The sequence below is a fragment of the Paenibacillus nitricinens genome, from assembly GCF_052056485.1.
In the GTDB taxonomy this organism is placed as follows: Bacteria; Bacillota; Bacilli; order Paenibacillales; family Paenibacillaceae; genus Paenibacillus_AQ; species Paenibacillus_AQ nitricinens.
Window position 1 is genome coordinate 952,153 of record NZ_CP183948.1, and the last position, 13,566, is coordinate 965,718.

Genomic DNA, 13,566 nt, shown 5'->3' on the forward strand with positions numbered 1-13,566 from the left:
TCAAGGTTAAGCTAATAAGAGCACACGGAGGATGCCTAGGCGCCAGGAGCCGACGAAGGACGTGGCGAACAACGAAACTGCCTCGGGGAGCTGTAAGCAAGCTTTGATCCGGGGGTGTCCGAATGGGGAAACCCAGCTGTGGTAATTCGCAGTTACTCATCTCTGAACACATAGGAGATGTAGAGGCAGACCAGGGGAACTGAAACATCTAAGTACCCTGAGGAAGAGAAAACAATAGTGATTCCGTCAGTAGCGGCGAGCGAACGCGGAACAGCCTAAACCTAAGAGCTTGCTCTTAGGGGTTGTGGGACGTCTCACATGGAGTTACAAAGGAATATGGTAGGTGAAGAGGTCTGGAAAGGCCCGCGATAGAGGTAAAAGCCCTGTAGCCTAAACTGTGTTCTCTCCGAGACGGATCCCGAGTAGTGCGGGGCACGTGAAACCCCGTATGAATCCAGCAGGACCATCTGCTAAGGCTAAATACTACCTGGCGACCGATAGTGAAACAGTACCGTGAGGGAAAGGTGAAAAGCACCCCGGAAGGGGAGTGAAATAGAACCTGAAACCGTGTGCTTACAAAAAGTCAGAGCCCTATTAATGGGTGATGGCGTGCCTTTTGTAGAATGAACCGGCGAGTTACGTTTAACATGCAAGGTTAAGTCGAGAAGACGGAGCCGCAGCGAAAGCGAGTCTGAATAGGGCGAATGAGTATGTGGACGTAGACCCGAAACCGTGTGATCTACCCCTGTCCAGGGTGAAGGTGCGGTAACACGCACTGGAGGCCCGAACCCACGCATGTTGAAAAATGCGGGGATGAGGTGGGGGTAGCGGAGAAATTCCAATCGAACTCGGAGATAGCTGGTTCTCCCCGAAATAGCTTTAGGGCTAGCCTCGGTATAAGAGTAGTGGAGGTAGAGCACTGATTGGGTGCGGGGTCCGCAAGGATTACCAAGCTCAGTCAAACTCCGAATGCCATATACTTATTGCCGGGAGTCAGACAGTGAGTGCTAAGATCCATTGTCAAAAGGGAAACAGCCCAGACCATCAGCTAAGGTCCCCAAGTGTGTGTTAAGTGGGAAAGGATGTGGAGTTGCACAGACAACCAGGATGTTGGCTTAGAAGCAGCCACCATTGAAAGAGTGCGTAATAGCTCACTGGTCGAGTGACTCTGCGCCGAAAATGTAACGGGGCTAAACACACCACCGAAGCTATGGCTAGATACGTATGTATCTGGGGTAGGGGAGCGTTGTATGTGGGTTGAAGGTGTACCGTAAGGAGCGCTGGACAGCATACAAGTGAGAATGCCGGTATGAGTAACGAAAAGATCAGTGAGAATCTGATCCGCCGAAAGCCCAAGGTTTCCTGAGGAAGGCTCGTCCGCTCAGGGTAAGTCGGGACCTAAGGCGAGGCCGAAAGGCGTAGTCGAAGGACAACAGTTTGAAATTACTGTACCACCGTAATCCGCTATGAGCGATGGGGTGACGCAGGAGGGTAGTGACGCGGACTGATGGATATGTCCGTCTAAGCAGTGAGGCTGATGTGTAGGCAAATCCGCACATCATTAAGGCTGGGCTGTGATGGGGAGCGAAAATTACAGTAGCGAAGGTCATGATCTCACACTGCCAAGAAAAGCCTCTAGCCAGGAGAAGGTGCCCGTACCGCAAACCGACACAGGTAGGCGAGAAGAGAATTCTAAGGCGCGCGGAAGAACTCTCGTTAAGGAACTCGGCAAAATGACCCCGTAACTTCGGGAGAAGGGGTGCCCCGGTAGTGTGAATAGCACGAGGGGGCCGCAGTGAAAAGGCCCAAGCGACTGTTTAGCAAAAACACAGGTCTGTGCGAAGCCGCAAGGCGAAGTATACGGGCTGACGCCTGCCCGGTGCTGGAAGGTTAAGGGGAGTGGTTAGGGGTAACCCGAAGCTATGAACCGAAGCCCCAGTAAACGGCGGCCGTAACTATAACGGTCCTAAGGTAGCGAAATTCCTTGTCAGGTAAATTCTGACCCGCACGAATGGCGTAACGACTTGGGCGCTGTCTCAACGAGAGATCCGGTGAAATTTTAATACCTGTGAAGATGCAGGTTACCCGCGACAAGACGGAAAGACCCCATGGAGCTTTACTGCAGCTTGATATTGAATTTGGGTACGATCTGTACAGGATAGGTGGGAGCCGTAGAAATCGGAGCGCAAGCTTCGGTGGAGGCGCCGTTGGGATACCACCCTGATCGTATCTAGGTTCTAACCTAGTACCGTAATCCGGTACGGGGACCGTGTCAGGCGGGCAGTTTGACTGGGGCGGTCGCCTCCTAAAGAGTAACGGAGGCGTTCCAAGGTTCCCTCAGAATGGTTGGAAATCATTCGAAGAGTGCAAAGGCATAAGGGAGCTTGACTGCAAGACCTACAAGTCGAGCAGGGACGAAAGTCGGACTTAGTGATCCGGTGGTACCGCATGGAAGGGCCATCGCTCAACGGATAAAAGCTACCCTGGGGATAACAGGCTTATCTCCCCCAAGAGTCCACATCGACGGGGAGGTTTGGCACCTCGATGTCGGCTCATCGCATCCTGGGGCTGAAGTAGGTCCCAAGGGTTGGGCTGTTCGCCCATTAAAGCGGTACGCGAGCTGGGTTCAGAACGTCGTGAGACAGTTCGGTCCCTATCTGTCGTGGGCGCAGGAAATTTGAGAGGAGCTGTCCTTAGTACGAGAGGACCGGGATGGACGTACCGCTGGTGCATCAGTTGTTCCGCCAGGAGCATGGCTGAGTAGCTACGTACGGACGGGATAAGCGCTGAAAGCATCTAAGCGTGAAGCCCCCCTCAAGATGAGATTTCCCAATTAGTAAGACCCCTTGAAGACGACGAGGTAGATAGGTTGGAGGTGGAAGTGCAGTAATGCATGGAGCTGACCAATACTAATCGGTCGAGGGCTTATCCTATATTTAAGACGCAAATTCGATTCGGATTCAGTTTTCAGGCGACTCAAGCCTGAGCATTTACGATGTAAATGCCCGTTTGGTGGCGATAGCGGAGGGGTTCCACACGTACCCATCCCGAACACGACCGTTAAGCCCTCCAGCGCCGATGGTACTTGGACCGAAGGGTCCTGGGAGAGTAGGACGCCGCCAAGCGGACAACCACATTACCCGTGGTATTTTTTTTGCCCTTAATATTTAAATGTCTTAAAAGGGCCTTTAGCTCAGCTGGTTAGAGCGCACCCCTGATAAGGGTGAGGTCGGTGGTTCGAGTCCACTAAGGCCCACCATATTCCCTGATAGCTCAGTTGGTAGAGCACTCGACTGTTAATCGAGTTGTCACAGGTTCGAGTCCTGTTCGGGGAGCCATTTATGGAGAGGTGTCCGAGTTTGGCCGAAGGAGCACGATTGGAAATCGTGTAGGCGCCACAAGCGTCTCGAGGGTTCGAATCCCTCTCTCTCCGCCACAAATTTTATTAGCATGGCCCGTTGGTCAAGGGGTTAAGACACCTCCCTTTCACGGAGGTAACATGGGTTCGAATCCCATACGGGTCATAACATGGAGGCTTAGCTCAGCTGGGAGAGCATCTGCCTTACAAGCAGAGGGTCGGGGGTTCGATCCCCTCAGCCTCCACCATATTCATTTAAGAACGACGCGGGGTGGAGCAGCCCGGTAGCTCGTCGGGCTCATAACCCGAAGGCCGCAGGTTCAAATCCTGCCCCCGCAACCAAATTTTCCTTAAGCATGATGTTTTGGGACTAGCTGGCGAAGTGTAAATGAATAGTATATAATTATTAAATGACGCGGGGTGGAGCAGCCCGGTAGCTCGTCGGGCTCATAACCCGAAGGCCGCAGGTTCAAATCCTGCCCCCGCAACCAATTTTCACTTATGCATTATGTCTTTGGAACCGTGGTGTAGTTGGCCTAACATGCCTGCCTGTCACGCAGGAGATCGCGAGTTCGAATCTCGTCGGTTCCGCCATTTAGTTAATTATTGTTGGGGATTAGCCAAGCGGTAAGGCAACGGACTTTGACTCCGTCATGCATAGGTTCAAATCCTATATCCCCAGCCACTTCACCCCAAAAAGTGAAGTTACTCTCTGAAGGTGAATCCGAATACTTTTCGGGGACCCCATCTTGCGAGCCATTAGCTCAGTTGGTAGAGCACCTGACTTTTAATCAGGGTGTCGAAGGTTCGAGTCCTTCATGGCTCACCATTATTTTTAAAGTGTGCGCGTGTGGCGGAATGGCAGACGCACCAGACTTAGGATCTGGCGTTTCACGACGTGGGGGTTCAAGTCCCTTCACGCGCACCATATTTTGCGGAAGTGGCTCAGCGGTAGAGCATCGCCTTGCCAAGGCGAGGGTCGCGGGTTCGATTCCCGTCTTCCGCTCCATAATTTTTGCGCCCTTAGCTCAGCTGGATAGAGCGTTTGACTACGAATCAAAAGGCCGGGAGTTCGAATCTCTCAGGGCGCGCCATTTTTATTACGAAGTAATTACATGTTTTGACGGGATGTAGCTCAGCTTGGTAGAGCACCTGGTTTGGGACCAGGGGGTCGCATGTTCAAATCGTGTCATCCCGATTTTATACCTTTGCGGGTGTAGTTCAATGGTAGAACTTCAGCCTTCCAAGCTGATAGCGTGGGTTCGATTCCCATCACCCGCTTATAATTAAGAAACACCTATCTATTATAGATAGGTGTTTTTTTGTATAGTTACATTCGAATGGATACAATAGAACATAGGATTTTAGTTGAGGGGGATGTAGCTATGTTTGAATTCGAAGCTAAATTAGTGCGGCCTGATGCAAGCGGGAGCTGGACTTATCTTAACGTCCCTTTTGATGCCGAACAAATATTTGAAACAAAGTCCAGAATACAGGTAAAAGGAAGTGTAAATGGAATCCCCTATAGAGGAACGCTTATGCCCCATGGAAACGGAAAGCATTTTATGGTGGTAAAGAAAGAACTAAGGGATCTAGCCAAAGCTCAACCTGGTGATATTGTGCGTATGACGATGGAGCAAGATCATCAATTACGGGAGGTAGAAGCCCCAGAGGATTTCCTTGATGCGCTGAGTAGCCATGAGCAGGCAGAAGCTTATTTTAACGGTCTAGCTTATTCTTATCAGAAGGAATATGTGTCTTGGATCGAAGCAGCGAAAAAACCTGAAACCAGAGCATCTCGTATCGATAAATCAGTCAGTAAACTGGGTGAAGGCTTAAGGCTTAAATAAGAGTATGAAGAAGTGCTTAGCAGGCTGAATAGATGAACAGCGTCCTCTTCCATAAGATTGGAAAGGGACGCTGTTAATGTTGGTGATATGTGCGAGTTGGCTTAAATAAGAACGGCTACCTCACCACAATTCACAAACTTAATACTTTCGATTTTTACTGATAACTCACCTGAAGGTATAGCTAGCTGACATGTACTGCCGATCTGAGCTAACAGCAACTGCATGCCAATAGGCGAGAACATTGAAATCTTGTTATCATTGGGTTCTGCCTGGTTTGGAAATACGATGGTGTAGGTATCTGTAGTATTGTCGTCTAAGTAGCGTAGCTGAAGCTGACTTCCAATCAATACGAGTGAATTCAATTCTTCACCATTAAAACGGGAAAGTAATTGTTCCAACTCGGAGCAATAACGGGACAACAGCGTTTCAGCATTACTTCTTTGTTTGCTTCGTTCCGGGAAATACTGATTTAGAAATGCGATTTTTTCCTCATCAAAATAAATAAGCTGCTGGACCAATTGTGTCCTTGAGCCTTCATAAATTAGACTATGGTTCATAGTAGATTTCACCCCCTCTAAGTAGCACATTCTTTGCAAATTTGTTATGACGCGTTGCCATTGTACAATCCCTCCTATACAAATAGAGGTCCCCCAGAGGGAACCTTCTGATCAGTATAACAGCTTCTATATGTAAATCCAATCCATTTTGCAAAGGCAATTAATTCTTACTAAATATTGTATTTAAAACGTTTGACTATTGTATAGTTGGGTGCTATGATAGGCTGATGTTATGGGCATTTCGTAGAAAACTGCGGAATGCCTATACTATATTTCGAAGATAAATTTACATTAAATGTTACCAGGGGAGTGATACGCCATGTACATTTCGTTGAGTTTACCTATAGAATCTAGACATAAAAAGTAACTATAATTTATTAAAGGAGAGATCAGGATGATTCAAGTAAAAGAGTTTGTAGATGCTGATAATTCGTATGCTGAGAATAAAGCTAATGAGTTCTTGGCAGGGCTGCGTGAGGAACAGGTTGTGAATATCCGTTACGGTTCGGTAGTTAAATCTTCACGTGATGGGGCAGAGCATCAAAGAAGCAGTATACTGGTCGTGTATAAGACAAATGAAGGGCAATAACTGGAATACTTTTTTTTCGTGCTTATCTGTTGTCTCCACGCTATGCATCGTGATTGTTCTAATATATTATATGTTTTAGCTTTTCTTATTAAAAAGAGGACCTTTCCCATCTACGGGTAAAGGTCCTCTTTGATTGTATAAGTGCATTTACAGTCTTATATACCGTCTGGAACGGATAATCCTAAACCGGAAGCGATACGCTGTCCCAATTCCGGATCAGCTTTATAGAAATGAACAATTTGGCGAAGTTTAATATCGTTACTTTCAACGGGGGTCATAGCACCTACGATATTTTGAACAAGACGGATACGCTCTTCTTCACTCAATAAGCGATACAAGTCACCAGGTTGTGTATAGTGATCGTCACTATTATAGGAGACACTGTCGGCATTTCCAGATACTTCGAAGGGTGAGGTTTTGTATTGTGGTGCTTCTTTAGGTCCACCTAAGCTGTTAGGCTCGTAATAAGCGCCGGATCCGCCATTGTTGCCGAGTGCCATGCCACCGTCACGTTGATAGTTCTTCACTTCTACTTTTGGACGGTTGATAGGCAGGCTGTTATGGTTAGGACCTACACGGTGACGATGAGCATCGCCGTAAGCAAACAGTCGACCCTGTAGTAATTTATCAGGAGAAGCTTCAATACCAGGGATGAAAGAGCCAGGAGAGAACGTAACTTGCTCTACTTCCGCGAAGTAGTTCTCTGGATTGCGATCCAGTACCATGCGGCCAACCTCAATTAATGGATAATCTTTTTGCGACCATACTTTTGTTACATCGAATGGATCAAAGCGGTACGTCTTCGCATCTTCGATCGGCATTATTTGCACGTAGAGTTTCCACGCAGGGAAATCTCCTTTATCAATAGCATTGAACAAGTCTTCTGTATGATAATCTGGGTTCTCCCCAGCTATTTGTGCGGCAAGATCTGGAGCAAGGTTCTTAATGCCTTGTTCTGTTTTGAAATGATATTTCACCCAGACTGCATTTCCTTCGGCATTTACCCACTTGAAGGTGTGGCTTCCGAACCCATGCATATGTCTCAGCGTAGCTGGAATCCCGCGATCTGACATCAAAATAGTCACCTGATGTAGAGATTCCGGAGATAAAGACCAGAAGTCCCAAACCGCATTAGGGTTCTTTAAGTGAGTCTGTGGATCACGTTTCTGTGTATGAATAAAATCAGGGAACTTGATTGCATCACGAACGAAGAATACAGGTGTATTGTTACCTACGAGATCATAGTTTCCTTCTTCCGTATAAAATTTCACAGCAAAACCACGAGGGTCCCGTACAGTATCAGCAGAACCTAGCTCCCCAGCAACCGTAGAGAAACGGATGAACATGGGTGTGCGTTTGCCTACCTCAGATAAAAAATTAGCTTTTGTATATTGAGTTAAATCCTGAGTGACCTCAAAATACCCATGAGCGCCAGCACCCTTAGCATGAACGACACGTTCAGGAACACGTTCTCTGTTAAAGTGGGCTAATTTTTCAAGCAGATGGACATCTTGCAGCAAAGTAGGACCACGATCACCGGCTGTCATTGAATTCTGATTGTCGCCTACTGGAGCACCCCAGCTGGTCGTAAGATTATTATTATTGGAGCTCATTAATAGAATCACCTCGTAAGATTTGATTTTAGATTTAGTATAAGTTCTATATTAATGTTTTTTGGGGAAAATGCAACACTTTTTGATTAATTGACACATTACAGTATGTGGTAATCGTCGTCCCATTCAGATATATATGATAGATAGAGTGATTAATTACTAAGCAGAGTTAAAAAAGAAACAGCGCACCTCTACCATCACTGGAGGGTACGCTGTTCTATTTTGATATAGGAATATCCGTTTTCTGTACTTAGTTTTTAATGTACATTCTGTTATAGTATTCATCCAGCATTCTTTTGGTGGCAAATTCGGTGCGAGTGGTTTCGATACTCTTCTTCATCATTTGTACCCACTGTTCACGATTCTCATAATAGGTTGGGAGTACTCGATTCAATAGGGTGTCGTATAGCGCATCACTATCATGCTTATCCAGAACCTCGAAGTCAGTTGTCTCGAAGCCATCTCCAATCTGCCAGCCATTCTTGCCATCTATACAGGCTTCCGGCCACCAGCCATCTAGAATAGAGCAGTTCAATACGCCGTTCATGGCTGCCTTCATCCCGGAGGTACCACTTGCTTCCAGTGGTCTACGCGGATTGTTGAGCCAAATATCAGAACCGCGTGTCAGCTGTGCGCCGATAGTCATATCGTAATTTTCCAAGAAGACAACACTCTTCGGATATTTTTTCATCATCGCCACTAAATTGCTGACGATTTTTTTGCCGTTATCATCCAGTGGGTGGGCTTTGCCGGAGAATACAATTTGTATTTTTCCAGACTCTAGATAAGGCTCAATAATGTCCGGCTGCGAGAAGATCAGGTCACTGCGTTTATACGGAGCAGCTCTGCGTGAGAAGCCAATAAGTAGATTATCAGCATTGAGGCTAATGCCAGAGCGTTCTTTAATAAAATCAATCAGTTCACCTTTAATTTCCTGATGCACTGCCCATAAATCGCCATTTTCTTCGTAGGCTTGGGTCATTCTTTCATCTACCCAGGTAGGCGTATGAATCGCATTAGTAATGCCGATGATATCCGATCTTCCGGCAACCTCTTTCCACATCTTATTGGCTGTATCCGCATGAAGCTGAGCCACGGCATTGGATATTCGGGAGAGGCGCAGACCGGCAACCGTCATGTTGAACGGCTCACCACCGATTCGCTCCATCTGATCACGGGTTAAACCATTAAATGCACTCATGTACTCTAAGCGGTCGAGCGGATGGGTTTCGTTGCCTTCTTTGATTGGGGTATGTGTAGTGAACACAACCTCTTCCCGAGTAGTTTTCCAAGCTTCCTCAAAGGTGTTGCCTCCGGACATTTTCTCTCGGATTAGCTCGATAGCTGCAAGGGCTGCATGGCCTTCATTGAAATGATAGACATCAATTGGAATGCCTAGCGCACGCATAGCTTTTACTCCACCGATTCCAAGTACGATCTCTTGTGCGATCCGTTCCTCGCCGAACCAGCCGTACAGTTGTCCAGTAATCCAGGCATCATTATTCTCGGGGATATCCGTATCCAGTAAATACAACGTGCTGTTGCCAAAATAATCAGTCTTCCATACTTTGCACACCACATCGGTCTTTCTGACTTTAACGGTTACTTTCACCCCTGTATCTTCAAGAAAATCATAAACATAATTGTGATAGGAGTCGTACGGATTACCATTCGCATCAATTTTTTGATCCGTATACCCTTGTTTCCACTTCAGCCCGATAGGGATAATAGGAGCATTGATGTCCTTAGCTCCCTTAATGTAGTCACCGGCGAGAATTCCAAGCCCTCCGGCATACATTTTAAAATCGGAATGTAACCCGTACTCCATACTGAAATAAGCTACTGTTGGTAATTTTTGTTCGTTCACTTGATAAGCCTCCTAATCGCGGATTAGATTGAATTGCAGTAAAGCTGCTGGCATTATCTACGATGCAAACGTTTGCTCAAAAAACAGTCAACAATCGTTGTGGAAGCGATTGCACCATCATTCTAGCACACTTTATCTATAAAAGCATAACGTCTATTTGGTGAAAATAGCCAATTAGGGGTAAAATCAACGGAAGTGATTGATAAAGTGAAGGGAAGACCCTAAGATAAAGAGATTGAAGAAATAATTACTGGTGGTGTTAAGTTGGGTATAGTTGTGATTGGAAGCATAAATATGGATATGGTAGTACGTACGAGCCGGGCACCGAATGCAGGAGAAACGCTTATGGGACAAGTATTTGCTCTATCTCCCGGTGGAAAGGGAGCGAATCAAGCCGTTGCCGCAGCACGTCTGGGTGCTGAGGTTAGTATGATCGGCAGCGTCGGAAAAGATACCTTTGGAAGCGAAATGCTGGAGATTATTAAGCAAGAAGGTATTCATATAGAACATATCTCAATGAGTGAAACTGAGGCAACAGGTGTAGCTTCAATCGTTATTGAAGAAGATGGAGAGAATCGGATTATCGTTGTACCCGGAGCGAATATTGATCTATTTGCAGAGGATATACAGGCGTTAGAGGCTGTAATTAGCCAGGCTGAGATGATTGTGATGCAGCTTGAAATGGAACTGGCGATGAGTGAGCATGCTATTGCCATTGCACATCGTCATGGAATTCCGGTCATTCTGAATCCGGCACCAGCTAGAGTACTTAAAGACGAGATGCTGGGTCAAGTATCGTATCTGACACCTAATGAGACGGAAGCGGGAATTTTGACTGGAATGACTGTAGATAGTTTAGAGACTGCTGAGCAGGCAGCCCGTATTTTGCTGCAAAAAGGTGTTAAAAATGTGATCGTAACCTTGGGATCTAAAGGCGCACTGATCGTTAATGCTGAAGGCGCTAAGTCAGTTCCTGGATTCCCGGTTAAGGCGATAGACACGGTTGCTGCCGGAGACTCATTCAATGGGGCATTAGCCCAGCAATTGGTCTTAGGCAAAACGTTGGAGGAGGCAGTGAGCTTCGCTAATGCTGTTGGAGCACTGGCTGTAGGGAAAGAAGGCGCGATCCCATCGCTTCCGCAATTATCAGAGGTCGAACAGTTTCTAAAACATGTATCGGCAGTAAAATAAACAATACAGAATCTATAACAGACGACTGGATAGGGGCTGAAATAATGAGCAGGACAGTAATCGTAAAAAATGTGATCATTGGCGAAGGAATCCCTAAAATATGTGTTCCGTTGATTGGAGCTACCTTGTCTGAACTGAAACAGGAAGCCGAATCATTAAAAGAGCTTAGTCCCGATTTAGTAGAGTGGCGGACGGATTTTTTTGATGAAGTTGAAGACGTAGAGGCGGTCAATTCAGCACTAAAAGAAATCCATTCTGTAATTCCGGAGTTACCGCTGATTTTTACTTTTCGGAGTGCCAAAGAAGGTGGCGAAAAGCAGGTTAGCAAGGAGTACTACATTGCATTGAATACTGCTGCAGCCGAAAGCGGGCTGGTAGACATAATAGATATTGAATTATTTAATGAGGAACAGGATGTAAAGCTGCTAGTCGAGACTGCTCATACCCATAATGTGTCTGTCATTATATCCAATCATGATTTTCATGGAACCCCTTCTCAAGAGGAAATCATCTCACGACTATGTAAAGCACAGGAGCTTGGGGGGGACCTGCCCAAAATTGCCGTGATGCCTAAGGATGCGGGGGATGTACTGACTTTACTAGAAGCTACCCATATGATGAAAGAACAATATGCAGATCGCCCAATTATAACGATGTCTATGGCTGGAGCTGGGGTAATTAGCCGTCTAGCCGGTGAAATATTCGGTTCAGCGCTTACCTTTGGAGCGGCACATAAACCATCTGCACCTGGGCAGGTAGCTGTAGTTGAGCTGCGAAAAGTACTGTCACTGCTGCATAGCAGTCTATAGGAGCTATCAACGAGGTTTCGGATAATAGAAAAAGAGCGGCGACCGGATTTCCGGTGCCGCTCTTTTTCTATTATTTTGTACCCGTGTATACTTGAACGGCATCTCTTAAGAACGCTGCAAGTCCAGGGCGATGCTTGTCGTAGTACTTGGTAAAACGCTCATCATCAACATACATTTGTGCAACACCGGCATGTGCCTCTTTGGAATAGGAATCCCAGTAGAAGGAGAGCCACTGGCGGTGCAGATCAGCACTTTTTTGCGCCAATACACTGGCAGGATCTCCATGCTCCATCGCTTGAACAAGGGACTCAAACATTTCCTCCTCAAGCTGCTGTATAACCGCATATTGTCCTTCTGTCATACCTTTAAGCTTCTTGTTGGATTGATCTACAGTGCTGTCCCCGTATTTCTCTCTAATTTCTTGACCGTATTTCTTCTCGTTGTCTTCTACCAGCTTTTGTTTAAAGCCTTCAAATTTCTCTGCGTCACTCATAGTCATTCTCCCTTCTTGGTGAGCTAGCGTCTGTTCGACGTTAGCAATGAGTAGATCTAATTGATGTCTCTTTTCAAGCAGCTTGTCATGATGCTCCCGTAGTGCCTTGGCTCCGTCGAAAGACGGTTCGGTCATAATAGCTTTGATACGTTCCAGACTCAAGCCAAGCTCTCGATAAAATAAAATTTGCTGCAGTAGATCTACTTCGGTGCGGCCATAGATACGATACCCCGAGGAGTTGATTCTCGCCGGCTTAAGAATGCCAAACTCGTCGTAGTATCGCAGGGTTCGCGTACTGATTCCAGCTAGCTCAGCGAGCTTCTGTACTGTGTATTCCGTAGTATCACCTCCCACAAATTCAATGTACACCTTTACGTAGCGTGAAGGTCAAATGTTTTTTTAGGGTATCCCAAACAGCGGCAGTTACCCGCTGAAGATCATTGGGAAGACTGCCGCTGCTATGATTTGCTGATGTTTGAAGTTATTTTTGACCCATCTGCGCCGCAAAATAATTCTGTAATTCCTCTAATTTCCGAGGATCAGCTAGGGTTGTTTTGTCTGAGAAGTAGTGTTCGAGAACAAGGTCCCAGGTAGGTACTATTTTTTGTGAGTTCATCGCTTTAATGGCAACTTTGACCGTCTTACGTTCTTTGGCATTAGAAAAGGTATCTACGTAATGCTGTGAGCGCTCAAAATCCAGATCCTTAAACACAGCGCGGAAAATCTCTGAAGTCATCTTTGCATCATCCAGCGCCCGGTGAGCAGATCCGGAAGGTTCAAGTTCAAATAAAGCCATTGCGCTTTCCACGCTGACATCATTACTTAGTCCGCGAGCCCGAAGCACACCCTTCAGTAAATCGAAATACGTTGCGGACATCCAGTAGGAGTCGTCCATCTTGTGCATACGTACATCCTGAATGATTCGTTTCATGTCTTCGCCACCCCAAGTAAGCAGCAGCACTCCATCTGTACTTAGATCAAGCCACTCTCTAAAAGCAGTGATGACTTTCGGGAATCGGGGTGCGATGTCGATTTCCTCTTGGGGAATACCGGTTTTTTTCTTAATAAAAGAATTAAGGGTGGAGAAATATATGGGTTTGATCAAGGAAGAAAATTCATCCTTATACTGCAATGAAGAGTCTAACCGGACGGCTCCAATCTCAATGACCTCCATAGGGTGCTCGCTGGCAAACTTACGGCCGTTGAATTCGATGTCCAGAATAATATAATCCACAGGTA

Annotated in this window: 9 protein-coding genes, 15 tRNA genes and 2 rRNA genes; 21 read left to right on the forward strand and 5 right to left on the reverse strand. The window is 46.4% G+C overall.

Annotation, left to right across the window (positions count from 1 at the left end):
- Window positions 1-4: 4 nt before the first annotated feature.
- The 18 genes from ACN6KS_RS04200 (at window position 5) to ACN6KS_RS04285 (ending at window position 5,208) form a co-directional block, all read left to right on the forward strand.
- Window positions 5-2,933, forward strand: a 23S ribosomal RNA gene (locus ACN6KS_RS04200).
- A gap of 75 nt (window positions 2,934-3,008) precedes the next feature.
- A 5S ribosomal RNA gene (rrf, locus tag ACN6KS_RS04205) occupies window positions 3,009-3,125 on the forward strand.
- Window positions 3,126-3,182: 57 nt separating this feature from the next.
- Window positions 3,183-3,259, forward strand: a tRNA-Ile gene (locus tag ACN6KS_RS04210).
- A 3-nt stretch (window positions 3,260-3,262) separates the two neighbouring features.
- A tRNA-Asn gene (locus ACN6KS_RS04215) sits at window positions 3,263-3,338 on the forward strand.
- A 5-nt stretch (window positions 3,339-3,343) separates the two neighbouring features.
- A tRNA-Ser gene (locus ACN6KS_RS04220) sits at window positions 3,344-3,436 on the forward strand.
- A gap of 16 nt (window positions 3,437-3,452) precedes the next feature.
- Window positions 3,453-3,524, forward strand: a tRNA-Glu gene (locus tag ACN6KS_RS04225).
- Window positions 3,525-3,530: 6 nt separating this feature from the next.
- A tRNA-Val gene (locus ACN6KS_RS04230) sits at window positions 3,531-3,606 on the forward strand.
- Between the two features lie 17 nt (window positions 3,607-3,623).
- Window positions 3,624-3,700, forward strand: a tRNA-Met gene (locus tag ACN6KS_RS04235).
- Between the two features lie 72 nt (window positions 3,701-3,772).
- Window positions 3,773-3,849 (forward strand) — tRNA-Met (locus ACN6KS_RS04240).
- A gap of 25 nt (window positions 3,850-3,874) precedes the next feature.
- Window positions 3,875-3,952, forward strand: a tRNA-Asp gene (locus ACN6KS_RS04245).
- Between the two features lie 16 nt (window positions 3,953-3,968).
- Window positions 3,969-4,043: transfer RNA gene (locus ACN6KS_RS04250), tRNA-Gln, on the forward strand.
- Between the two features lie 68 nt (window positions 4,044-4,111).
- Window positions 4,112-4,187 (forward strand) — tRNA-Lys (locus tag ACN6KS_RS04255).
- Between the two features lie 15 nt (window positions 4,188-4,202).
- Window positions 4,203-4,286 (forward strand) — tRNA-Leu (locus ACN6KS_RS04260).
- A gap of 6 nt (window positions 4,287-4,292) precedes the next feature.
- Window positions 4,293-4,367, forward strand: a tRNA-Gly gene (locus ACN6KS_RS04265).
- A gap of 8 nt (window positions 4,368-4,375) precedes the next feature.
- A tRNA-Arg gene (locus ACN6KS_RS04270) sits at window positions 4,376-4,452 on the forward strand.
- A gap of 30 nt (window positions 4,453-4,482) precedes the next feature.
- Window positions 4,483-4,556: transfer RNA gene (locus ACN6KS_RS04275), tRNA-Pro, on the forward strand.
- Window positions 4,557-4,568: 12 nt separating this feature from the next.
- A tRNA-Gly gene (locus tag ACN6KS_RS04280) sits at window positions 4,569-4,639 on the forward strand.
- 104 nt (window positions 4,640-4,743) lie between these two features.
- The gene (locus ACN6KS_RS04285; protein ID WP_440961431.1) at window positions 4,744-5,208 is read left to right on the forward strand and encodes a YdeI/OmpD-associated family protein; all 465 of its coding nucleotides are present in this window, start codon (window positions 4,744-4,746) and stop codon (window positions 5,206-5,208) included.
- A gap of 101 nt (window positions 5,209-5,309) precedes the next feature.
- On the opposite strand, the gene ACN6KS_RS04290 is transcribed toward ACN6KS_RS04285, so the two are convergent.
- The gene (locus ACN6KS_RS04290; protein ID WP_060625163.1) at window positions 5,310-5,765 is read right to left on the reverse strand and encodes a GreA/GreB family elongation factor; all 456 of its coding nucleotides are present in this window, start codon (window positions 5,763-5,765) and stop codon (window positions 5,310-5,312) included.
- Window positions 5,766-6,159: 394 nt separating this feature from the next.
- Here ACN6KS_RS04290 and ACN6KS_RS04295 point away from each other — a divergent pair, with 394 nt between their 5' ends.
- Window positions 6,160-6,354 carry a sporulation protein Cse60 gene (locus ACN6KS_RS04295; RefSeq protein ID WP_440961432.1) on the forward strand — a complete coding sequence of 65 codons (195 nt, stop codon included), beginning with the start codon at window positions 6,160-6,162 and terminating at the stop codon, window positions 6,352-6,354.
- 155 nt (window positions 6,355-6,509) lie between these two features.
- Here ACN6KS_RS04295 and katA read toward each other — a convergent pair whose 3' ends face one another.
- Complete coding sequence (gene katA, locus ACN6KS_RS04300) at window positions 6,510-7,967, reverse strand: catalase KatA (RefSeq protein ID WP_440961433.1); 1,458 nt, start codon at window positions 7,965-7,967, stop codon at window positions 6,510-6,512.
- Window positions 7,968-8,217: 250 nt separating this feature from the next.
- Entirely contained in the window at window positions 8,218-9,834 is a 1,617-nt protein-coding gene (gene glgP / locus ACN6KS_RS04305) for an alpha-glucan family phosphorylase (protein WP_440961434.1), read from the reverse strand.
- Window positions 9,835-10,110: 276 nt separating this feature from the next.
- Here glgP and rbsK point away from each other — a divergent pair, with 276 nt between their 5' ends.
- Together rbsK and aroD are read left to right on the forward strand one after the other, a co-directional pair.
- On the forward strand, window positions 10,111-11,025 hold the full coding sequence (gene rbsK / locus ACN6KS_RS04310; protein WP_341136048.1) for a ribokinase: 915 nt from the start codon (window positions 10,111-10,113) through the stop codon (window positions 11,023-11,025).
- A gap of 44 nt (window positions 11,026-11,069) precedes the next feature.
- Window positions 11,070-11,834: a type I 3-dehydroquinate dehydratase gene (aroD, locus tag ACN6KS_RS04315; protein WP_094875501.1), complete on the forward strand. Its 765-nt coding sequence runs from the start codon at window positions 11,070-11,072 to the stop codon at window positions 11,832-11,834.
- 70 nt (window positions 11,835-11,904) lie between these two features.
- Here the strand turns inward: aroD and ACN6KS_RS04320 are convergent, their stop codons facing one another.
- Window positions 11,905-12,681, reverse strand: coding sequence for a MerR family transcriptional regulator (locus tag ACN6KS_RS04320; RefSeq protein ID WP_440961435.1), 777 nt, complete (start codon window positions 12,679-12,681; stop codon window positions 11,905-11,907).
- A gap of 127 nt (window positions 12,682-12,808) precedes the next feature.
- Window positions 12,809-13,561 (reverse strand): 3'-5' exonuclease, encoded by a 753-nt coding sequence (locus tag ACN6KS_RS04325; RefSeq protein ID WP_094870739.1) that lies wholly within the window; start codon window positions 13,559-13,561, stop codon window positions 12,809-12,811.
- Window positions 13,562-13,566: the final 5 nt, after the last annotated feature.

Excerpts from the sequence above, each read along its gene's own strand:
- ACN6KS_RS04285 (WP_440961431.1), top strand. The coding sequence starts at position 4,744 with ATGTTTGAATTCGAAGCTAAATTAGTGCGGCCTGATGCAAGCGGGAGC.
- ACN6KS_RS04290 (WP_060625163.1), bottom strand. The coding sequence starts at position 5,765 with ATGAACCATAGTCTAATTTATGAAGGCTCAAGGACACAATTGGTCCAG.
- ACN6KS_RS04295 (WP_440961432.1), top strand. The coding sequence starts at position 6,160 with ATGATTCAAGTAAAAGAGTTTGTAGATGCTGATAATTCGTATGCTGAG.
- katA (WP_440961433.1), bottom strand. The coding sequence starts at position 7,967 with ATGAGCTCCAATAATAATAATCTTACGACCAGCTGGGGTGCTCCAGTA.
- aroD (WP_094875501.1), top strand. The coding sequence starts at position 11,070 with ATGAGCAGGACAGTAATCGTAAAAAATGTGATCATTGGCGAAGGAATC.